This window comes from Pseudomonas sp. NPDC096925 (assembly GCF_044762545.1).
GTDB lineage: Bacteria > Pseudomonadota > Gammaproteobacteria > Pseudomonadales > Pseudomonadaceae > Aquipseudomonas.
The window spans coordinates 495,044-516,624 of record NZ_JBIWEM010000001.1 but is presented as its reverse complement, the minus strand read 5'-3'; the positions used below and the strand labels follow the sequence as shown (position 1 = coordinate 516,624).

At 64.7% G+C, this 21,581-nt stretch carries 18 protein-coding genes; 7 read left to right on the top strand and 11 right to left on the bottom strand.

Features of this window, described 5'->3' with window-relative positions; translation table 11 throughout:
- Positions 1-112 precede the first annotated feature (112 nt).
- The 8 genes from wspR to ACIQYU_RS02450 form a co-directional block, all read right to left on the bottom strand.
- Positions 113-1,117 (bottom strand): Wsp signal transduction system regulator diguanylate cyclase WspR, encoded by a 1,005-nt coding sequence (gene wspR / locus ACIQYU_RS02485; protein WP_207829500.1) that lies wholly within the window; start codon positions 1,115-1,117, stop codon positions 113-115.
- Between the two features lie 51 nt (positions 1,118-1,168).
- Positions 1,169-2,182: a Wsp signal transduction system protein-glutamate methylesterase WspF gene (gene wspF, locus ACIQYU_RS02480; RefSeq protein WP_207829503.1), complete on the bottom strand. Its 1,014-nt coding sequence runs from the start codon at positions 2,180-2,182 to the stop codon at positions 1,169-1,171.
- Positions 2,179-4,467 (bottom strand): hybrid sensor histidine kinase/response regulator, encoded by a 2,289-nt coding sequence (locus tag ACIQYU_RS02475; RefSeq protein WP_233693927.1) that lies wholly within the window; start codon positions 4,465-4,467, stop codon positions 2,179-2,181. Before ACIQYU_RS02475 ends, wspF begins: the two co-directional genes overlap by 4 nt.
- On the bottom strand, positions 4,464-5,126 hold the full coding sequence (locus tag ACIQYU_RS02470) for a chemotaxis protein CheW (protein ID WP_402798130.1): 663 nt from the start codon (positions 5,124-5,126) through the stop codon (positions 4,464-4,466). The genes ACIQYU_RS02475 and ACIQYU_RS02470 overlap by 4 nt, the downstream gene beginning before the upstream one ends.
- Positions 5,123-6,397 carry a CheR family methyltransferase gene (locus ACIQYU_RS02465; RefSeq protein ID WP_402798128.1) on the bottom strand — a complete coding sequence of 425 codons (1,275 nt, stop codon included), beginning with the start codon at positions 6,395-6,397 and terminating at the stop codon, positions 5,123-5,125. The genes ACIQYU_RS02470 and ACIQYU_RS02465 overlap by 4 nt, the downstream gene beginning before the upstream one ends.
- The gene (locus tag ACIQYU_RS02460) at positions 6,394-6,900 is read right to left on the bottom strand and encodes a chemotaxis protein CheW (RefSeq protein WP_241106325.1); all 507 of its coding nucleotides are present in this window, start codon (positions 6,898-6,900) and stop codon (positions 6,394-6,396) included. The genes ACIQYU_RS02465 and ACIQYU_RS02460 overlap by 4 nt, the downstream gene beginning before the upstream one ends.
- A gap of 5 nt (positions 6,901-6,905) precedes the next feature.
- Positions 6,906-8,528 carry a methyl-accepting chemotaxis protein gene (locus ACIQYU_RS02455; RefSeq protein ID WP_207829512.1) on the bottom strand — a complete coding sequence of 541 codons (1,623 nt, stop codon included), beginning with the start codon at positions 8,526-8,528 and terminating at the stop codon, positions 6,906-6,908.
- A 195-nt stretch (positions 8,529-8,723) separates the two neighbouring features.
- Positions 8,724-9,413, bottom strand: a complete 690-nt coding sequence (locus ACIQYU_RS02450) for a tellurite resistance TerB family protein (protein WP_402798125.1) — start codon at positions 9,411-9,413, stop codon at positions 8,724-8,726.
- A 216-nt stretch (positions 9,414-9,629) separates the two neighbouring features.
- Between ACIQYU_RS02450 and ydcS the strand changes: the two genes are divergently transcribed.
- The 5 genes from ydcS (at position 9,630) to ACIQYU_RS02425 (ending at position 15,114) form a co-directional block, all read left to right on the top strand.
- Entirely contained in the window at positions 9,630-10,781 is a 1,152-nt protein-coding gene (gene ydcS / locus ACIQYU_RS02445) for a putative ABC transporter substrate-binding protein YdcS (RefSeq protein ID WP_207829514.1), read from the top strand.
- Positions 10,782-10,931: 150 nt separating this feature from the next.
- On the top strand, positions 10,932-11,963 hold the full coding sequence (locus tag ACIQYU_RS02440) for an ABC transporter ATP-binding protein (RefSeq protein WP_063911467.1): 1,032 nt from the start codon (positions 10,932-10,934) through the stop codon (positions 11,961-11,963).
- 1 nt (position 11,964) lies between these two features.
- Entirely contained in the window at positions 11,965-12,876 is a 912-nt protein-coding gene (locus ACIQYU_RS02435; protein ID WP_402798121.1) for an ABC transporter permease, read from the top strand.
- The gene (locus ACIQYU_RS02430) at positions 12,866-13,672 is read left to right on the top strand and encodes an ABC transporter permease (protein WP_207829516.1); all 807 of its coding nucleotides are present in this window, start codon (positions 12,866-12,868) and stop codon (positions 13,670-13,672) included. The genes ACIQYU_RS02435 and ACIQYU_RS02430 overlap by 11 nt, the downstream gene beginning before the upstream one ends.
- Positions 13,673-13,689: 17 nt before the next feature.
- On the top strand, positions 13,690-15,114 hold the full coding sequence (locus ACIQYU_RS02425; protein ID WP_402798119.1) for a gamma-aminobutyraldehyde dehydrogenase: 1,425 nt from the start codon (positions 13,690-13,692) through the stop codon (positions 15,112-15,114).
- A 479-nt stretch (positions 15,115-15,593) separates the two neighbouring features.
- On the opposite strand, the gene ACIQYU_RS02420 is transcribed toward ACIQYU_RS02425, so the two are convergent.
- Positions 15,594-16,700 carry an NADH:flavin oxidoreductase/NADH oxidase gene (locus tag ACIQYU_RS02420; protein ID WP_207829520.1) on the bottom strand — a complete coding sequence of 369 codons (1,107 nt, stop codon included), beginning with the start codon at positions 16,698-16,700 and terminating at the stop codon, positions 15,594-15,596.
- 810 nt (positions 16,701-17,510) lie between these two features.
- On the opposite strand from ACIQYU_RS02420, the gene ACIQYU_RS02415 reads away from it, so the two are divergent.
- Positions 17,511-17,774 (top strand): DUF3077 domain-containing protein, encoded by a 264-nt coding sequence (locus ACIQYU_RS02415; RefSeq protein WP_025337923.1) that lies wholly within the window; start codon positions 17,511-17,513, stop codon positions 17,772-17,774.
- A gap of 196 nt (positions 17,775-17,970) precedes the next feature.
- Here the strand turns inward: ACIQYU_RS02415 and recJ are convergent, their stop codons facing one another.
- Together recJ and ACIQYU_RS02405 are read right to left on the bottom strand one after the other, a co-directional pair.
- On the bottom strand, positions 17,971-19,680 hold the full coding sequence (recJ, locus tag ACIQYU_RS02410; protein WP_207829527.1) for a single-stranded-DNA-specific exonuclease RecJ: 1,710 nt from the start codon (positions 19,678-19,680) through the stop codon (positions 17,971-17,973).
- An 8-nt stretch (positions 19,681-19,688) separates the two neighbouring features.
- A complete protein-coding gene (locus tag ACIQYU_RS02405; protein WP_013971198.1) occupies positions 19,689-20,231 on the bottom strand; it encodes a YaeQ family protein in 543 nt (180 codons plus the stop codon).
- Positions 20,232-20,363: 132 nt separating this feature from the next.
- Here ACIQYU_RS02405 and ACIQYU_RS02400 point away from each other — a divergent pair, with 132 nt between their 5' ends.
- Complete coding sequence (locus ACIQYU_RS02400; protein WP_063911461.1) at positions 20,364-21,563, top strand: CaiB/BaiF CoA-transferase family protein; 1,200 nt, start codon at positions 20,364-20,366, stop codon at positions 21,561-21,563.
- Positions 21,564-21,581 lie beyond the last annotated feature (18 nt).

Sequence of the window (21,581 nt, the reverse complement as noted above, 5' to 3'; positions counted from 1 at the left end):
ACGCCCGCTCCCACAAGGGAAGGTGACACGCTTTCGAACATTGTTCCCTGTGCGACAGCGCAGCCCAAAGGGCTGGGCAATCTCCCACAGGGGCCGCGCCAGCTTCAGCTTTTCAGGCGATGCCAACCTGGTTGCGCCCGCCATTCTTGGCCTGGTACAGGCCTTTGTCCGCAGCCGAGATCAGCTGCCGGCTATGGCTACCGATAGACGGAGTCTGGGTGGCCAGGCCGATGCTCACGGTCAGGTACGAGTTGGTCACCGGGGCGGTGTGCGGGATGCCCAGGCCGAGTACGGTCTGACGCAGCTTCTCGGCCACCAGGCGTGCCCCACCCGGCGAGGTGTTGGGCAACACCAGGACGAACTCCTCGCCGCCATAGCGCGCCGGCAGGTCGGTCGGCCGCGAACACGAGCCGCGTATCGCCTCGGCCACCTGGCGCAGGGCCTCGTCACCGGCCAGGTGGCCGAAGCTGTCGTTGTAGGCCTTGAAGAAGTCCACGTCGATCATCAGCAGCGACAATTGCTGCTGTTCACGCATGGCCCGGCGCCACTCCAGCTCAAGGTACTCGTCGAAGTGGCGGCGGTTGGACAACCCGGTCAGGCCGTCGGAGTTCATCAGCCGCTGCAGCATCAGGTTGGTATCGAGCAGTTGCTGCTGGCTGACGCGCAGGGCGCGGTAGGCCTCGTCGCGCTGCAGCAGGGTCAGGTAGGAACGCGAGTGGTAGCGAATGCGCGCCACCAGCTCGATGGTGTCCGGCAGCTTGACCAGGTAATCGTTCGCCCCGGCAGCAAAGGCTGCACTCTTGACCAACGGGTCTTCCTTGGTCGACAGGACGATGATCGGTATGTCCTGGGTTGCCGGGTTGTTGCGGTATTCACGCACCAGGGTCAACCCGTCCAGGCCAGGCATGATCAGGTCCTGGAGGATCACCGTGGGCTTGATGCGCACTGCCTGGGCCACCGCCTGGTGCGGGTCGGCGCAGAAGTGGAAGTCGATGTTCTCTTCATTGGCCAGGCCACGCCGCACCGCCTCGCCGATCATGGCCTGGTCATCGACCAGCAGCACCATCGCCGAGTTCTCGTTGGGGGTCGTGAAACCTTCGATCGGTAAATCATTCATACCTGTTCACCCGATCACTACCGGCCTGGCGGCGTGATTCAATACACTTCGTCATTTTGCGAAAAATTCCATCAAGCGCCCGGCTATGCGTTCCAGCGGGCGGATTTCCACTGCAGCATCGATGGCCGCAGCAGCCTTGGGCATTCCGTATACCGCGCTGCTGGCCTGGTCCTGGGCGATGGTCAGGAAACCCTGCTGGCGCATCAGCTTCAGCCCCTGGGCACCATCGCGGCCCATGCCGGTAAGCAATACGCCCACCGCATCGCCGGTCCAATAGCGCGCCACACTTTCGAAGAACACATCGATCGAGGGCCGGTAGATTTCATTGACTGGTTCGGCAGTGTAGGCCAGCTGGCCGTTCTGTAGCAGGCGGATGTGGTGATTGGTGCCGGCCAGCAACACCTGCCCCGGCTGCGGTGGCTCGCCTTCACGGGCCAGGCGCACCGGCAGGCCGGCAGCGCTGCTGAGCCATTCGGCCATACCCGCGGCAAACACCTGGTCCACATGCTGGACCAGCACGATGGCCGCCGGAAACGCCGCCGGCAGGCATTTGAGCAGCACCTCAAGGGCCGCCGGGCCGCCAGCAGACGAGCCGATCGCCACCAAGCCACGGTGCTGGGACGCTGCCCGCACAGGCGCGGCGACCGGGCGGGTAGCCGGTGCGCGCTGCTGGCCAATCAGCCAGCTTATGTTGAGGATCTTGCGCAGCAGAGGCGCTGCCGCTTCGCGCGGATCACCCGCCCCCAGCGCCGGCGTGTCGACCACATCAAGGGCGCCGTGGCCCATGGCCTCGAACACCCGGTGCATGTTCTGCTTGCGGTCGACCGTGACGATGACGATGGCGCACGGGGTCTCGGCCATGATCCGCCGGGTGGCCTCGACGCCGTCCATCACCGGCATGATCAGGTCCATGAGAATCAGGTCTGGCTGCTGCTCGGTGCAGCGCTGCACCGCCTCGGCGCCATTGCCGGCCACCCATATGACCTGGTGCGCGGGCTCGAAAGCGACTACCCGGCGCAGCGCCTCGACGGCCATGGGCATGTCGTTGACGATGGCGATCTTCATCCCTGAGCACCTCCGATCAGCTCAACCACAGCATCCAGCAATGCATCGTCGTGGAAACTGGCCTTTGCCAAATAGTAGTCGGCGCCGGCATCCAGGCCACGCCGTCGATCTTCCTCACGGTCCTTGTAGGACACCACCATCACCGGCAGCGATTGCAGGCGCTGGTCGCGGCGCACCAGGGTGACCAGCTCGATGCCGTCCATGCGTGGCATGTCGATGTCGGTGATCAGCAGGTCGAAGTCCTCGCCACGCAGGGCGTTCCAGCCGTCCATGCCATCCACTGCCACCGCTACGTCGTAGCCACGGTTGCCGAGCAGCTTGCGCTGCAGTTCACGCACGGTCAGCGAGTCGTCAACCACCAGGATGCGCTGGCGCGCCACGCCACGGGCACCGCTGCCGCCGCGTTCGATGCGCTCCAGGCTGCCGGTGCTGAGCAGTTTTTCCACCGAGCGCAGCAGGTCCTCGACATCGACGATCAGCACCACCGAGCCATCGTCGAGCAAGGCGCCGGAGGAAATGTCCTTCACCTTGCCCAGCCGTGGGTCGAGCGGCATCACCACCAGCACCCGCTCGCCTACCAACCGCTCCACGGCCACGCCATACAGTTGCTCGCGCTCGCGGATCACCACCACCCGCAAGCTGCTCTCCTGCGTTTGCCCTGCCGGGCGGTTGAGCAGCTGGCTGGCCGCGACCAGGCCGATGTGCCGGCCTTCATGCCAGAAATGCTGGCGCCCTTCGATCTGCACGATCTCTTCGGCGCTCACGTTCAGCGTGCGCTCGATATGGGCGAGCGGGAAGGCATAGGCCTCGCCCCCCACCTCGACCACCAGGCTGCGCACCACCGACAGAGTCAGCGGCACCTGCAGGTGGAAACGGCAGCCCTGCCCGGCCAGCTGGGTCAGCTCGATCGAACCGCGCAGCTCACGGATCATGTGCTGCACCGCATCCAGGCCCACGCCGCGGCCGGACACCTCGGTGACCTTGTCGCGCAGGCTGAAACCGGGCAGGAACAGGAACGTCAGTAACTCTGCCTCGCTCATCCGCGCCACCGTGTCGGCGGGCGACAGGGCACGCTCGACGATGCTGCTGCGCAGGCGCTCGAGGTCGATGCCGGCACCGTCGTCGATCAGTTCCAGGCTGAGCATACCGGCCTGGTGCGAGGCCCGCAGACGAATCACGCCCTCCTCCGCCTTGCCCGCCAGCAGACGACGCTCGGGCAGTTCGATGCCGTGATCGACCGCGTTGCGCAACAGGTGGGTCAGCGGCGCTTCGAGCTTTTCCAGCACATCGCGGTCGACCTGGGTCTTCTCCCCTTCCACCAGCAGCCGCACCGGCTTGCCCAGCGAGCGGCCAAGGTCCCGCACCATGCGGCTCTGGCCGGTCAACACATCGGCAAACGGCCGCATCCGGCAGGCCAGTGCGGTGTCGTAAAGCAGTTGCGCGCGCTGGCTGGCCTGCCAGCCGAACTCGTCCAGGTCGCTAGCCTGCTGCTGCAGGATCTGCTGGGTTTCCGCCAGCAGGCGCTGGGTCTGTGCCAGGGCTTCGAGCACCTCGCTGCTCTGGCCACTGTCCTCCAGCTGCATGCGCAGGCCGTCGAGCGCCTGCATGCCCTGGCCGTGCATGCGCTTGAGGCGCTGCAGCGTGGCCAGGTAAGGCTTGAGCCGCTGGGTTTCCACCAACGACTTGCTGGACAGGTCGAGCAGGCTGTTGAGGCGGTCGGCGGTTACCCGCAATACCCGTTCCGTACCTTCGCCCGCGCGCTTGCCGGCCTTGCGATGCAGGGCCGGATCAGGTTCGGGCTCCAAGGGCTCGACAGGCAACGGAAAAGCTTCGGCTTGCACCGGCGTTTCCGACACTGCTGGCAAGGCTGGTGGCATGGGGGGCATGACTGCCGCTCCCGGGTCGAGCAGGTTGGCCATTTGCGCGAGGAACACCGGCAGGGTCGCCTGCGCCCCGGTGTCGCCCGGCGTAGCGATGCGCATCAGCAGGTCAGTGCCCTGCAACAGGGCGTCGATGTGCTCGGCGCTAAGACGCAGGCGGCCCTCCTGCGCAGCTACCAGGCAGTCTTCCATGACGTGGGCGACGCTGACACCCTCGTCCACCCCGACGATCCGCGCCGCCCCCTTCAGCGAGTGGGCGGCACGCATGCAAGCCTCGAGCTGGTCGGCCTGCGTAGGGTTACGTTCCAGCGCCATCAGGCCGACGCTGAGCACCTGGGTCTGCGCCTCGGCCTCCAGGCTGAACAGTTCGAGCAACGATGCGTCGCGCATTTGCTCTGGGGTCATGACAGGCTCCGCTGCACGGCAGACAGTAAGTGTTGATCGTCCAGCACTCGCACGCTACGGCCGCGCCATTGCAGGACCGCAGCGGTGAAGTGGGTGGCGTCCTGGCCACTGCCCAGCAGCAGCGGGTCGAGCCGGTGAATGCCGTCGATCTCCTCGACCGCCATCACTACCGGCCCACCCTTGGCGGCCAGGATCAGCATGCGCGGCATCGATCGGCCGCTGCGTGGTTCGCCAGCGCTGGCCTGCACACCCAGCAGGTCGGCCAGTGACAGGCATGGCACCAGCGCACCGCGCACGTTGGCCACCCCAAGCAACACCCGCGAGCGCTGGTGCGGCAGCGAATGCACCGCTTGCAACGGGGCAATTTCGGCCAGGCAGGCAGTGGCCAGCGCCAGCCACTCTTCACCCAGGCGGAACAGCAGCATGGAGCGGCCACTGCTTTCCTCGACGGGCGGCGCCACGGCAGCCTGGTGGTCCTGCTTCAACGCATAGCGGTCGAGCAGGCGAGTGGCAGCAGCGGCATAGACCTCGCAGTTGCGGCAGTGAACGTGACGCTCCAGCAGCGGGCACTGTTTGTCGCCGTGCACGCCTATGCGGTTCCAGCAGTCGTCGATGTGCGCGTCATCCTCGGCGAGCAACTGCATCGCGGCTTCCTTCATCGTTCAGACTCCCGGCCAACCCTCGCGGCGCGCTCCTGCAGGCGCCGGGCACCGGCCAGGTCGCCCTGGGCCGCCAGCAAGGCCGCCAGATGCACCAGCGCCTCGGGGTGCTGTGGTTCCAGGTACAGGGCTTTGCGATAATGGGTCAATGCCTGCTGTGCATCGCCCTCGGTATCGCTGAGCAGCCCAAGCCAGTAGTACACCTGCGCCGAAGGCGCGAACTGGTCCAGGTAGCGCTGACATTCGGCACGGGCCGGTTCGCTGGCGCCGGCATTGGCAAGCCGGGCAATGCTGGCCAGCAACTCGCTTGCCTCCTCACGCCTGTGCTCGCGAGCCGGCGCTGGCTTGGCGGCCACGGGCAGCACGCGCAGTGGGCGCGGCAACGCTGCGCTCGGTTGTAAAGAGTCCGGCTTGGCCAGTGTTGGCACTGCGCCCCGCGAGGGCTGCACCGGTGGCGTAACCAGCGCAGCGCCACCGCCTTCCTCGCGCACGTAGGCGAACGACTGGGCAATCCCCAGCGGGCGCATGCCCAACCGCGCCAACAAGCTACCTTCGGCCGGGCCGATGAACAGCACGCCCTGTGGATGCAACAGACGCTTGAGCACCTCGAATACCCGTTGCTGGGTCGGCACGTCGAAATAGATCAGCAGGTTACGACAGAACACGAAGTCGTACAGGCCATCGCGGCTGGCCAGCGCCGGGTCGAGCACGTTACCTACTTGCAGGCTGACTTGCTCGCGCACCCGCTCATGCAGTTGGTGACCTTCGTCAAGGGCATGGAAGTAACGCGCACGAAAGCCCAGGTCGCTGCCACGGAAGGCATTGCGCCCGTACACGGCCTGCCCGGCCTTGGCCACGGAACTGGGGCTGATGTCCATGCCGTCGATCATGAACGCCCCCGGCGCGATACCGGCGTCGAGCAAGGCCATCGCCAGCGAATAGGGCTCCTCGCCGGTCGAGCAAGGCAAACTGAGCAAGCGCAGCGGGCGCGCCCCGGCCAGCTCGGCCAGGCGTTTGTGCGCCAGGCGGGCCAGGGCGGTGAAGGATTCGGGGTAACGGAAAAACCAGGTTTCCGGGACGATGACGGCTTCGATCAGCGCCTGTTGCTCATCCATCGACTGCTGCAGGTGCAGCCAGTAATCATCCAGGTCCGCGGCGTTCACGGCTACGCAACGCTGGCGCAGCGCACGCTCGACCATGGGCGCGCCCACCGACTCCACGTCCAGGCCGATGCGTTCGCGCAAGAAACGGAAAAAACGCTGTTCGATCATGTCGGCATCCCTGTCGGATCATTCACGTACAGCAACTCGTGCACGGCATCTGGCAACAGTTCGTTGACTTCGATGCGCTGCAACAAGCCCTGCTCATCCTGACGCACCGGGCCAAGGTACGGGGCTTCGCCGCTGTCCATGCCATACGGCTGAAACTCGTCGGGGTGGCAACGCAGGGTTTCGGTGGCCTGCTCCAGGATCAGGCCAAGCTGCAAGCCGCCTCGGTAGTGCACCAGCACCAGGCGGGTACTGGTGCGCTGCGCTGCCGGCTGGCCGAAGCTCAATGCCGCCAGGTCGACCACCGGCACCAGCAGGCCTCGGTGTGCAAGGATGCCTGCGACCCAGGCAGGCGCCTTGGCGATCGGCTTGAGTGGCTGCTGTGGCAGCACCTCGATCACCTCGTACACGCTCAGGGCAAAGCGTTGCTCGCGGATGCGAAACTGTAGATACAACGCCCCCTTCGCGTTGCCCGCCCGCGCGGCGCGCGTTTGCAAGTCGTTCATCGCAGTCAGACTTTGAAGCGCGACACGCCGCCACGCAGGCCCGCGGCCACCTGGCTCAGCTCATCGATGGCGAAACTGGCCTGGCGCAGCGACTCGACGGTTTGGGTGCTGGCATCGCTGAGCTGGGCCAGCGCCTGGTTGATCTGCTCGGCACCCGTGGCCTGGGCCTGCATGCCCTCGTTGACCATCAGCACGCGCGGCGCCAGGGCCTGCACCTGGTGGATGATCTGGCTGAGCTGCTCGCCCACCTGCTGCACCTCGAACATGCCGCGGCGTACTTCTTCGGAAAACTTGTCCATGCCCATGACCCCGGCCGACACCGCCGACTGGATCTCACGCACCATCTGCTCGATGTCGTAGGTGGCCACGGCAGTCTGGTCGGCCAGGCGGCGCACTTCAGTGGCCACCACGGCAAAGCCGCGGCCGTACTCGCCGGCCTTTTCCGCTTCGATGGCAGCGTTGAGCGACAGCAGGTTGGTCTGGTCGGCGACCTTGACGATGGTCACCACCATCTGGGTGATGTTGCTGGCCTTTTCGTTGAGGATGCCCAGTTTGGCATTGACCAGGTCGGCGGCGCCCATCACCTGGTGCATGGTTTCTTCCATGCGCGCCAGCCCCTGCTGGCCGGAGCCAGCCAGGCTGGAGGCCTGATCGGCGGCCGAGGTGACTTCGCTCATGGTGCGCACCAGGTCACGCGAGGTGGCGGCAATCTCACGCGAGGTGGCACCGATTTCGGTGGTGGTGGCGGCGGTTTCGGTGGCAGTGGCCTGCTGTTGCTTGGAGGTGGCGGCGATTTCGGTCACCGAGGTGGTCACCTGCACCGACGAACGCTGGGCCTGGGACACCAGGTTGGCCAAGGCCTCGGCCATTTCGTTGAAGCCGCTTTCGATGGCGCCGAACTCGTCCTTGCGGTCCAGGCTCAGACGCATGCTCAGGTCACCCGAGCGCAGTTTGTCCAGGGCATGGACAATGCGCTGCACGGGGGCAGTGATGGCGCGCAGCAGCAGCAGGCCGCAAATGCCCGCGGCGATGATCGCCAGCAACAGCGAAACCACCATGCTGCCCTTGGCCGTGCTCACGGCGTTGACAATTTCGTTGGTGGCGGTTTCAGCAGAGGTCCGATTGTCTTCGATAACCTGGTTCAGATGCTTGCGCCCATTGACCCAGGCCGGGGTGAGCACCTCGTTGATCAACCGCTGGGCTTCGTCATAGTCGTGCTGACGGTAGGCTTCCAGTACCTGGCCGACGATCTTCATGTAGTTTTCTTCGAGTTTCACGAAGGTGTTGAAGTGGCTCTGGTCGGCTTGACTCAGGATCGTAGCCTGGTAACTCGCCATGTACTGCTTCAGGCGGTCCTCGAAACCTTTGAACAGCTCCATGTCGGCCGAGGTGATTTCACGACGGTTGGACAGGCCCACCAGTTGCTGGCTGGTGACATAGCTGTCGACCCAGGCGCTACGGATCATCGAGCTGTAGTACACCCCGGGAATGCTGTCGCTGCCCACTGCCTGCTCGGCGGATGCGATGGTCGCCAACCGCGAGTAGGCGGCCACGATCATCAGCAGCATGATGGCGATGATCACGGCGAAACTTGCCAGGATCCGTTGGCGCAAGGTCCAGTTCTTCACATTCAGCCCTCAGGAATTCACAACGAGCGGGAAAATCGCCGAAGTATAGCCCAGGCGCCCAGCGGTCATGCGGCTGAAATGTGGAGTGACCAGGTAACCTGCCTGATGGACAGGTCATTTGCTCTCCCTGAAAAGGCGCATTTCTTGTGGGAGCGGCCCATTCGCGGCACAAGGCCGCTCCCACAAAGGCCGCGCCTATTGGCCGGCGGCAAGCCTTGCCTGGCTTTCCAGTTCCTGGCGCAGGGCAGGGTCCAGGCGCAGCTGGCGGGCCAGTTCGTCCAGGTAGGCGCGCTCCATGAAGTTTTCCTGGTCGACCATCATCACGCTGGCCAGGTACATCTCGGCGGCCATCTCCGGCGTTTGCGCGGCACGGGCCACTTCGGCCGGGTCCAGTGGTTTGTTCAGCTCGGCATGCAGCCAGTGCTGCAATTCGCGGTCAGTGTCCAGGCGGGTGAATTCGCCCTCGATCAACGCTCGCTCGCGTTCGTCGATGTGGCCATCGGACTTGGCCGCCGCCACCAGCGCCCGCAGCACCGCCTGGCTGTGCTGTTCGGCCTGGGCCGGCGGCAAGCGGTCGACGGTCTGTGGCTCGGCGGCTACCTGCTGGCGCGCCTGCCAGTTGCCGTAGGCCTTGTAGGCCAGCACACCGAGTGCCGCCAGGCCACCATAGGTGAGGGCCTTGCCGCCATATTTGCGGGCTTTCCTGCTGCCCAGCAGCAAGCCCATGGCGCCCGCCGCCAAGGCACCGCCACCGGCACCGGAAAGCAGGCTGTCAAGGCCGCCGGCACTGGTACCAGGCTTGCCAGAGCTGCCCTTGCCGGCCTGGCTGGCGAGCAAGTCCTGGCCGGACTTGAGCAACTGGTCGAGCAATCCCCGGGTATTCATCAAACGGTCTCCACGTTGGCCAAGGGAGCCGTAAGGTTAAGCCCTGCCTGCCCGATCGCCATGGGGGGATTTGCTTCCGGATGTTGCATTGGCTGGCAAAAAGCCAACTAGACTCGATATCGCCAACACCGCACGCAATCGCACTACGCTTACAACGATCGCTTCAGGCTTGCTTGATGACTGCCCCGACCAAAATCTCCAAGAAGAGGGAACACCATGTCAGTGCACAAGACCGCATTGCTCGGCGCCACCGCCTGCGCCGTGCTGGCCAGCGCCAGCCTGCAGGCTGGCGAACCGCCCAAGGCCCTGGGGCCCGGCGAGGGCCGCCTGGACATCGTCGCCTGGCCCGGCTACATCGAGCGCGGTGAAAGCGACAAGGCCTACGACTGGGTGAGCGGCTTCGAGAAGGAAACCGGCTGCAAGGTCAGCGTCAAGACCGCTGCCACCTCGGACGAGATGGTCAGCCTGATGACCAAGGGCGGCTATGACCTGGTCACCGCCTCGGGCGATGCCTCGCTGCGGCTGATCGCGGGCAAGCGGGTACAGCCGATCAACACCGCCTTGATCCCCAACTGGAAGAACATCGACCCACGGTTGCAGAACGGTAGCTGGTACGTAGTCGACAAGCAGGTCTACGGTACCCCGTACCAGTGGGGGCCGAACGTGCTGCTGTACAACACCGACGTGTTCAAGCAGGCGCCCACCAGCTGGGGTGTGCTGTTCGAGCCGCAGAACCTGCCCGACGGCAAGCCGAACAAAGGCCGCGTGCAGGCCTACGATGGGCCGATCTACATCGCCGACGCGGCGTTGTACCTGAAGACGGCCAAGCCGGAGCTGGGCATCCAGGACCCGTACGAGCTGAGCGAAGCGCAGTACAAGGCCGTGCTGGAACTGCTGCGCCAGCAGCAACCGCTGATCCATCGCTACTGGCATGACGCCACGGTGCAGATGAGCGACGTGAAGAACGAAGGCGTGGTCGCCTCCAGCTCCTGGGGTTACATGGTCAATGGCCTGAAGGCCGAGAAACAGCCCGTGGCCTCGACCATTCCCAAGGAAGGCGCGACCGGCTGGGCCGACACCACCATGCTGCACAGCGAGGCCAAGCACCCCAACTGTGCCTACAAGTGGATGGACTGGTCGCTGCAGCCGAAGGTACAGGGTGATGTGGCGGCCTGGTTCGGTTCGTTGCCGGCGGTACCGGCGGCCTGCACCGGCAGCGAGCTGCTGGGGGCCGAAGGTTGCAAGACCAATGGCTTCGACAACTTCGACAAGATCGCCTTCTGGAAAACCCCGCAGGCCCAGGGGGGCAAGTTCGTGCCGTATAGCCGCTGGACCCAGGATTACATTGCGATCATGGGTGGGCGCTGAGGTTGCCTGAATGCCTGTGCCGGCCTCTTCGCGGGTGAACCCGCTCCCACAGGTAAAGCACCACCCTTACAGGCGGTGAGCAACTTGTGGGAGCGGGCAAGCCCGCGAAGAGGCCGACACAGGAGTAAGCCAGTTGTCCGGAGCCCATGCATGCCCCTAGCCGTCCAGTTCACCCAGGTTTCCCGCACTTTCGGCGAGGTCAAGGCCGTCGACCAGGTCAGCATCGACATCATCGATGGCGAATTCTTCTCCATGCTCGGCCCCTCTGGCTCGGGCAAGACCACCTGCCTGCGCCTGATCGCCGGCTTCGAGCAACCCACCAGCGGTTCGATCCGCATCCACGGCGTCGAAGCCGCCGGCGTGCCGCCCTACCAGCGCGACGTCAACACCGTATTCCAGGACTATGCACTGTTCCCGCACATGAACGTACTGGACAACATCGCCTACGGCCTGAAGGTAAAAGGCGTGGCCAAGGCCGAACGCCACAGCCGCGCCGAAGAAGCCCTGGCGATGGTGGCCCTGGCCGGCTACGGCGCGCGCAAGCCGGCGCAGCTGTCCGGCGGCCAACGCCAACGCGTGGCCCTGGCCCGCGCGCTGGTCAACCGGCCACGGGTCCTGCTGCTGGACGAGCCGCTGGGCGCGCTGGACCTGAAGTTGCGCGAACAGATGCAGGGCGAGCTGAAAAAGCTGCAGCGCCAGCTGGGTATCACCTTCATTTTCGTCACCCATGACCAGACGGAGGCGCTGTCGATGTCCGACCGGGTGGCGGTGTTCAACCGTGGCCGCATCGAGCAGGTCGACACCCCGCGCAATCTGTACATGCAACCGGCCACCCCCTTCGTTGCCGAATTCGTCGGCACCTCCAACGTTGTGCGCGGCGAGCTGGCCACGCTGCTCAATGGCAGCCCGGCGCCCTTCTCCATCCGCCCCGAACACATCCGTCTCGGCGACCCGGCCACAGCCGGTCAGCATGTCCAGGTCAGCGGCCTGCTGCACGATATCCAGTACCAGGGCAGTGCCACCCGCTACGAGCTGCAACTGGACAGCGGCCAGCTACTGGCGGTGAGCCAGGCCAACGACCGCTGGCAGGCGCAGGCACAGGCCTGGCAACCCGGGCAACGGGTACAGGCACACTGGCCCCGTGAAGCCATGACGGTGCTGCGGGAAACCGAGGGCCGCTGACATGAGCACACTGCGCAGCCTGTCCAACCTGCTGTACCGGCGCCCCAACCTGTACCTGGCGCTGCTGCTGATACCGCCGCTGACCTGGTTCGGCGCGATCTACCTGGGCTCGCTGCTGAACCTGCTGTGGCAGGGTTTCTATACCTTCGACGACTTCACCATGGCGGTAACCCCGGACCTGACCCTGGGCAATTTCGCCGCGCTGTTCAACCCGTCGAACTTCGACATCATCCTGCGCACCCTGGGCATGGCACTGGCGGTGTCGCTGGCCAGTGCGGTACTGGCCTTCCCCATCGCCTACTACATGGCGCGCTACACCAGCGGCAAGACCAAGGCGTTTTTCTACATCGCGGTGATGATGCCGATGTGGGCCAGCTACATCGTCAAGACCTACGCCTGGACCCTGCTGCTGGCCAAGGGCGGCGTGGCCCAGTGGTTCGTCCAGCAGCTGCACCTGGATGCCCTGCTACAAGCGGTGCTGGCGCTACCGGGCGTTGGCGGCAGCACGCTGTCGACTTCACACCTGGGGCGCTTCATGGTGTTCGTGTACATCTGGCTGCCGTTCATGATCCTGCCGATCCAGGCCTCGCTGGAGCGCTTGCCGCCGTCGCTGTTGCAGGCCTCGGCAGACCTCGGCGCGCGGCCCGGGCAAACCTTCGTGCAAGTGATCCTGCCGCTGTCGATCCCGGGCATTGCCGCCGGCTCGATCTTTACCTTCTCGCTGACCCTGGGCGACTTCATCGTGCCACAGCTGGTCGGCCCGCCCGGTTACTTCATCGGGAGCATGGTCTATGCCCAGCAAGGGGCGATCGGCAACATGCCGATGGCCGCCGCGTTCACCCTGGTGCCGATCGTGCTGATCGCGGTGTACCTTTCCATCGTCAAGCGCCTGGGGGCCTTCGATGCACTCTGAAAATGCCTCGATCGGGCTGCGCCTGGCGGCCTGGGGCGGGTTGCTGTTCCTGCACTTCCCGATCCTGATCATCTTCCTGTATGCCTTCAACACCGAAGACGCAGCGTTCAGCTTCCCGCCCAAGGGCTTTACCCTGAAGTGGTTCGCCGTGGCCTTCGCCCGGCCCGATGTGCTGGAGGCGATCAAGCTGTCGCTGCAGGTGGCCTGCCTGGCCACGCTGATCGCTCTGGTGCTCGGCACGCTGGCCTCGGCGGCGCTGTACCGGCGCAGCTTTTTCGGCAAGGAGAGCATTTCGCTGATGCTGATCCTGCCTATCGCCCTGCCCGGTATCATCACCGGCATCGCCCTGCTCTCGGCGTTCAAGACCTTAGGGATAGAGCCCGGCCTGTTCACCATCGTGGTCGGCCACGCCACGTTCTGCGTGGTGATCGTCTACAACAACGTGATCGCCCGCCTGCGGCGTACTTCGCAGAGCCTGATCGAAGCCTCGATGGACCTGGGCGCCGACGGCTGGCAGACCTTCCGCTACATCATCCTGCCCAACCTCGGCTCGGCGCTGCTGGCCGGCGGCATGCTGGCCTTTGCCCTGTCGTTCGACGAAATCATCGTCACCACCTTCACCGCCGGCCACGAACGCACCCTGCCGATCTGGCTGCTCAACCAGCTCAGCCGCCCGCGCGACGTGCCGGTGACCAACGTGGTCGCCATGCTGGTGATGCTGGTGACCATGCTGCCAATCCTTGGCGCCTATTACCTGACCCGTGGCGGCGAAAGCGTCGCGGGCAGTGGCAAATGACCCTGGAGGAGTCCCCGATGCAAACGCAGATGCTGATCAATGGCCAGCTGGTCGCTGGCCAAGGCCCGGCCTGGACCGTGCTCAACCCGGCGCTGGGCACCGCCCTGGCGCAAATCAACGAAGCCAGCGAAGCCCAGGTGGACAGCGCCGTGCGCGCTGCCGACCAGGCCTTCGACAGCTGGTCGCAAACCAGCCCCAAGGACCGCTCGCAAGCCTTGCTGGTGCTGGCCGACACAATCGAAGCCCATGGCGATGAACTGGCCCGGCTGGAATCGCAGAACTGCGGCAAGCCGCTGAGCGCCGCGCTGAATGACGAGATCCCGGCAATTGCCGACGTGTTCCGCTACTTTGCCGGTGCAGCACGCTGCCTGGGCGGCTCGGCAGCCGGCGAGTACCTGCCGGGCCACACATCGATGATCCGCCGTGACCCGCTGGGCGTGGTGGCCTCGATCGCGCCGTGGAACTACCCGTTGATGATGCTGGCGTGGAAGATCGCCCCGGCCCTGGCTGCCGGCAACACGGTGGTGATCAAGCCCTCCGAACTGACTCCGCTGACCGCCCTGCGCCTCGGCGAACTGGCCCAGGACCTGCTGCCACCGGGGGTGCTGAACATCCTCTTCGGCCGTGGCCAGACGGTCGGCAACCCGCTGGTCAACCACCCCAAGGTGCGCATGGTGTCGCTGACCGGCTCGATCCCCACCGGCGCGCACATCATCAGCGCCACCGCCGACAGCGTAAAACGCATGCACATGGAACTGGGCGGCAAGGCCCCGGTGCTGGTGTTCGACGATGCCGACATCGACGCGGCCATCGACGGCATCCGTACCTTCGGCTTTTACAACGCCGGCCAGGACTGCACCGCGGCCTGTCGGCTGTATGTGCAGGATGGCATCTACGAGCGTTTCGTCGAACGCCTGGGGGCCGCAGTGGCCAGCCTCAAGCCGGGCCTGCAGGAAGCCGAGGACACCGAACTGGGGCCACTGATCAGCGCCCAGCACCGCGACAAGGTCGCGGGCCTTGTGCAACGCGCGGTTGCCCAGCCGCACATTCGCCTGGTGACGGGTGGCAAGGCAATTGATGGCGACGGTTTCTTCTTCGAGCCGACGGTGCTGGCCGATGCGCTGCAGGATGACGAAATCGTGCGCAATGAAGTGTTCGGCCCGGTGGTGTCGGTGACCCGCTTCAGCGACGAAGCGCAGGCGCTGGAATGGGCCAACGACTCCAACTACGGCCTGGCCTCATCGGTCTGGACCCGCGACACCGGCCGCGCCCACCGCCTGGCGGCGCGCCTGCAGTATGGCTGCACATGGGTGAACACCCACTTCATGCTGGTCAGCGAAATGCCCCATGGCGGGCAGAAGCATTCGGGGTATGGCAAGGACATGTCGATGTATGGGCTGGAGGACTACACCTGTGTGCGGCATGTGATGATCAAGCATTAAGGGTAAAGCCTGGGTTGAGACCGGCACCTCAGCCCAGGAGCTTTCCTGCAATCGGTTCGGCCCATTCCTAATGCCACATCCTTTAGCTTGTAGTCATCGAAACTGGATTATCACGAGGCTGGATGACATGGAATATCGAGGGCAACGAGCAAAGGTGAAATACAGCAAGGAAGACCATTCATGGGTCGGGCACCTTTGCACAACTTGCGATATCGTCGGGTTTCACGCTCGGTCGCGCAGGCTATTGCCTGCCGCGTTCAAAGAGGCAGTGGACGACTATTTGGAAGTAAATAGAAAAGGAGTAAGTATCAACGCCTGACTTTGCGCGACCTCTGTGGGAGCGGGTTCACCCGCGAACACCGGCAAAGCCGGTGCCATACACCGAGTCGCCTTCTTCGCGGGCATGCCCGCTCCCACAGATACCGCACCGCATTCAAAGGCGGTGCAATACCGTGTAGGAGCGTAATGCTTGGGTCAGGTCAATCCCGCAAGTCCGACTCGTGAATCGGGTTGGCCCGGCTGGTGGCGCGCTGGTATTGCGCAGGCCAAGTAGCTTTGTTGCCGCCCAGGTCGTCGTCAGCATGCAGCGGCCAGTACGGGTCGCGCAGCAGTTCGCGGGCGAGGAAGATGATGTCGGCCTGGCCGGTGCGCAGAATGTGCTCGGCCTGGGCCGGTTCGGTGATCATGCCCACGGTGCCGGTGGCAATTTCCGATTCCTTGCGCACACGCTCGGCGAAGCGGGTCTGGTAGCCGGGCCCTGTGGGGATTTCGGCATTGACCGAGGTGCCGCCGGAGGACACGTCGATCAGGTCGACGCCCAAGCCACGCAGGCGGCGGGCCAGTTCGACGGTTTCATCCGGGTTCCAGCCGTCCTCGACCCAGTCGGTCGCCGATACCCGCACGAACAGCGGTAACTCGGCAGGCCAGACCTTGCGCACAGCCTCGACCACCTGCAGGGTCAGGCGGATACGGTTTTCGAAACTGCTGCCGTACTCGTCGCGACGCTGGTTGCTCAACGGTGACAGGAACTGGTGCAACAGGTAGCCATGGGCGGCGTGGATCTCGACCACCTTGAAACCGGCCTTCAGGGCACGCTCGGTCGAAGCGACGAAGGCGGCGATCACATCCTGGATTTCGTCATGGGTCAGCTCGCGTGGCGGTGTGTGTTGCGGATCGAAGGCGATCTTCGACGGCCCTACCGGCTGCCAGCCGCCCTCCTCGAGCTTGACGCTGCCTTGCTTGCCCAGCCACGGGCGATAGGTGCTGGCCTTGCGCCCGGCGTGAGCCAGCTGGATACCGGGCACGCCCCCTTGGGCGGTGATGAAACGGGTGATGCGTTGCAGCGGGGCGATCTGAGCGTCATTCCACAGGCCGAGGTCTTCGGCGGTGATGCGGCCATCGGCGGTCACCGCCACGGCTTCAGTGATTACCAGGCCCGCGCCACCCACGGCGCGGCTGCCCAGATGAACAAGGTGCCAGTCGTTGGCCAGGCCATCGACGGCGGAATACTGGCACATCGGCGAAACGGCGATGCGGTTGGGCAGGGTCAGCTGACGCAGGGTGTAAGGCTCGAGCAGCAGGCTCATGAGGGCACCTCCCAAGGACTCCAATGGTGATCCGGCCCGGACACTCAATTGCACGTCCCTGGCCCAGGTCCGGTCATAACTTCAGACTAGACCAGAATGGTTGGGGGGGAGGTTCAATGGGATTTCGGGTGGGGGGCGGGGTGTTTGGATCGAGAGTGATGTCGCCTATGAGATCGAGCGCCGCCCACGCGGCGCTTCGCGGGGTAAGCCCGCTCCCACATTTGTTGCAACGTGGCCATGCCTGCAAGGCCATGGTCGTCAGCCTTGGCGCATGACCAAAGACATGTGGGGCGGCAGCCGCGCCAACGGGGAGACATCGTCAGGCCAACAAAGCGGGCAACCATGGCCTGACAGGTTTGGCACGTTGCAACAAATGTGGGAGCGGGCTTGCCCCGCGAAGCGCCGCGCGGGCGGCGCTCGATCTCATAGGCGACATCACTCTCAAGGCAGGCACCTGGCAGCCCTGACCGCCGCTACAGGCAGGCACTCTGACAGGTATTTCAGATATCCCCTACGACTCAGATCTGGTGATGCCTGACCTGAGGAAATACCCTACACGTTCTGTCGACAGGCATCTGATTGTTCCCGGATACACCGCCACTTAGGCTTTCTGGGTCGCTGAAATCTAGCGATGCGGGTGTGGAAACCCGGTCAATCTTCAAGTGCCTGTCGTAATGGCAGCTGTGTGCGGGAGGCCGTTTGGCCTACCGGGTTCCTTGAAGGCCGGTTTTCCACCCTGCATACAGTTGCCGCCTTTCGTGTGGAAACGGCGGTGGCAACTCCTTCAACCTTCAAGGAATTGCTATAAAAATGACTACAGAAGACACCCAATTCACCGTCGGCAAGACCACTTTCTTTCAAGGTGAAAACCAGACCCACCCATTATTTCGCATCGAAGCGGGCATTCCGTGCCGAGACGCCCGTGATCAGGCTTCGGAACTGATGGGCTATGTACGGGAGTTGACCATCGTCGGGCTGATGGATGAGAAACCCATGATGATCTGGGCTGCGCACTATCTCAGTGCGATGGCCAAGGCGCTGATGGATGATGCCGAGTTAGGTATGGCGCGCTGAGTTTGCTGTGCTCATCGATCGCACATGGGGCACATTGGCCAGCTCGCCGCAGAGCCTTGTGGGAGCGGGCGTGCCCGCGAAGAAGGCGACTCAGTGGATGGCAACGGCTTCGCCGGTGTTCGCGGGCATGCCCGCTCCCACAGGGATCGCGCTTGGCTTGCCGGCGATGGGCTGCAAGGCAGCCCCGGAATTGCAGTCAGCGCGGCTCCATGTGGGCAATCATCAGCTGCACACTTTCATTACCACGAAACTCGTTCACATCCAGCTTGTACGCCAACTCGACCCAACGCACCGTCGGGTTCGGCCACACTTCGCGGTCGACACCGAAGGCAATGCCATCCAGCCGCACCGAGCCGCACTCACTCTTGAGCACCACCTTCAGATGCCGCTCGCCCACCACGCGCTGCTCCACCAGCTGGAACACGCCATGGAACAGCGGCTCGGGGAAGTGCTGCCCCCAGGGCCCGGCATGGCGCAGGGCCTTGGCCAGGTCGAGGTGGAACTCCTCCACCGCCAGGCTGCCATCGGACAACAGGCGCCCGGTCAGGTCCTCTTCACGCAGCTGGCGTCGCACTTCTTCGTCGAACGCCTCGGCAAATGCCGGGAAATTGGCTTCAGGCAACGACAAGCCCGCCGCCATGGCGTGGCCGCCGAACTTGCTGATCAGTTGCGGATGACGCGCCGCCACGGCGTCCAGGGCATCACGAATGTGAAACCCCGGCACCGAGCGCGCCGACCCTTTGAGCATCCCCTCGCCAGCGTCGGCGAAAGCGATGGTCGGCCGGTGGTAACGCTCCTTCAGGCGCGACGCCAGAATACCGATCACCCCCTGGTGCCAGTCGGCATCGAACAGGCACAGGCCATATGGCATCGACTCGACCGGCAGGTCCTTGAGCTGCGCCAGGGCCTCGCGCTGCATGCCCTGTTCGATGGACTTGCGGTCCTGGTTCAGGTCGTCCAGTTGCCGGGCCATGTCCTGGGCCAGGGCCGCGTCTTCACACAGCAGGCATTCGATGCCCAGGCTCATGTCGTCCAGGCGTCCGGCAGCGTTCAGCCGTGGACCGAGGATGAAACCGAGGTCGGTCGAGGTGATGCGCCGGTGATCGCGACGGGCCACTTCCAGAATGGCCTTGAGCCCCGGCCGGGCGCGGCCGGCGCGAATGCGTTCGAGGCCCTGGTGCACCAGGATGCGGTTGTTGGCGTCCAATGGCACCACGTCCGCGACGCTGCCCAGGGCTACCAGGTCGAGCAATTCGCCGATGTTCGGCTGCGGCTGCGTTTCGTAGCGCCCCAGGCTGCGCAGGCGCGCACGCAGGGCCATCAGCACATAGAAGATCACCCCTACCCCGGCCAGCGCCTTGCTCGGGAAACTGCAGCCCGGCTGGTTGGGGTTGATGATGGCGTCGGCGTCGGGCAACTCCGCGCCCGGCAGGTGGTGGTCGGTGACCAGCACCTTGAGCCCGGCGGCCTTGGCGGCTGCCACACCGTCGACGCTGGAAATGCCGTTGTCCACGGTGATCAGCAGCTGCGGCTGGCGTTGCAGCGCCACCTCGACGATTTCCGGGGTCAGGCCGTAACCGTATTCGAAGCGGTTGGGCACTAGGTAGTCGACGTGGGTCGCGCCCAGCAGGCGCAGGCCCAGCACGCCGACAGTACTGGCAGTGGCGCCGTCGGCATCGAAGTCGCCGACGATGAGGATGCGCTGGCGCTGGTCGATAGCCTCGACCAGCAGATCCACGCCGGCCTCGATGCCCTTGAGCTGCTGGTACGGCAGCAGGCGCGCGAGGCTTTTGTCCAGCTCGGCCTCGCTTTGCACGCCGCGCGCGGCGTACAGGCGGGTCAGCAAGGGTGGCAGGTTACCCAGGAATGGCAGGGTCGGCGGCAGCGGGCGAGGTTCGATACGCATGGGGGGCTTCAGCCACGCTCACCCAGCAGCCACTCCAGCTGCACTTCGTGCTGGCCACGGTCGTCGGTGACAAACAAGGTGCCTTCGCTGATCATCACGTCCCACTTGATGGTACGGGGCATGTCGGTGGCGAGGGTTTCCAGCACCTCCTGCGGCACGGCAGCGATGCTCAGGTTCTTCAGGCCCTTGACCGCATCTACCACCTTGTTCTGCCATACACGCAGGCTGCCGTAGGCCAGCAGGCTGGTGCGCTCGGTGCGGCGCGAGCACCAGGTCAGCCGGTCGGCGTCCGGCTGGCCCACTTCAATCCAGTGCAGGATGCGATCGTCCAGGCTCTTTTCCCAGAGCGCCGCTTCGTCCACATCGGACAGGCCACGGCCGAACGACAGGTTTTCGTTGTACCACAGGGCGTAGGCCAGCAGGCGCACAGCCATGCGTTCTTCGGTTTCCGAAGGGTGGCGGGCGATAGTCTGACGGACGTTTTCGTACACGCCGCGGTCGAGGTCGGTCAGGTTCAGTTCGAATTTATAGGTGGTGGACGGCTGGGCCATGGTCGACGGGCTTCTTGCGCAAAGAAAAGTGGCACAGTCTAACCGATACTGCCCTTCGTTGCCCCGCAGCAGTATCTGCCGCTTCGGACCTATGATAAAACCACGCATCTGCCCAGCTGCCACGGATGCCCCATGACTACGCCCAGCAAACCCCTCGCCGGCCTCAAAGTTGTCGAACTCGGCACCCTCATCGCTGGCCCGTTCGCCTCGCGCATCTGTGCCGAATTCGGCGCCGAGGTGGTCAAGGTCGAATCGCCCGATGGCGGCGACCCGTTGCGCAAATGGCGCAAGCTGTATGAGGGCACCTCGCTGTGGTGGTTCGTGCAGGCCCGCAACAAGCAGTCACTTACCCTCAACCTCAAGCACCCCGAGGGTCGCGAGATTCTCAAGCGCCTGCTGGCCGAGGCCGACATCCTGATCGAGAACTTCCGCCCGGGCGTGCTGGAAAAGCTCGGCCTGGGCTGGGATGTGCTGCACGCGCTCAACCCGCGCCTGGTTATGGTGCGCCTGTCAGGCTTCGGCCAGACCGGGCCGATGAAGGACCAGCCGGGCTTCGGCGCCGTGGGCGAGTCGATGGGCGGCCTGCGCTACATCACCGGTTTCGACGACCGCCCACCGGTGCGCACGGGCATTTCCATCGGTGACTCGATTGCTGCCCTGTGGGGGGTGATCGGCGCACTGATGGCGCTGCGGCACCGGGAAGTCAACGGCGGCCAGGGCCAGGTGGTGGACGTGGCCCTGTACGAAGCGATCTTCGCCATGATGGAAAGCATGGTCCCGGAGTTCGATGTGTTCGGCTTTATCCGCGAACGCACCGGCAACATCATGCCGGGCATCACGCCCTCCTCCATCCACACCAGCGCCGACGGCAAGCATGTGCAGATCGGCGCCAACGGCGATGCGATCTTCAAGCGCTTCATGCAGGCCATTGGCCGCACCGACCTGGCCGACGACCCGACCCTGGCCACCAACGATGGCCGCGACCTGCGCCGTGACGAGCTGTACGGGGTCATCGACCGCTGGGCCAACAGCCTGCCGCTGGAGCAACTGATGCAGGTGCTGAATACCGCCGAAGTGCCGGCCAGCCGCATCTATTCGGCCGAGGACATGTTCAACGACCCGCAGTACCTGGCACGCGAAATGTTCCTGCAGGCCAAACTGCCGGACGGCAAGCCGTTCCGCATGCCGGGCATCGTGCCCAAGCTGTCGGACACCCCCGGCTCCACCGAGTGGGTCGGCCCGGCGCTGGGCGAACACACCGAGGCGCTGCTCGGCAGCCTGGGCTACGACGCGGCGGCCATCGCCAGCCTGCGCGCAGCAGGCACGGTCTGAACCTGGCACTGCCCTGGT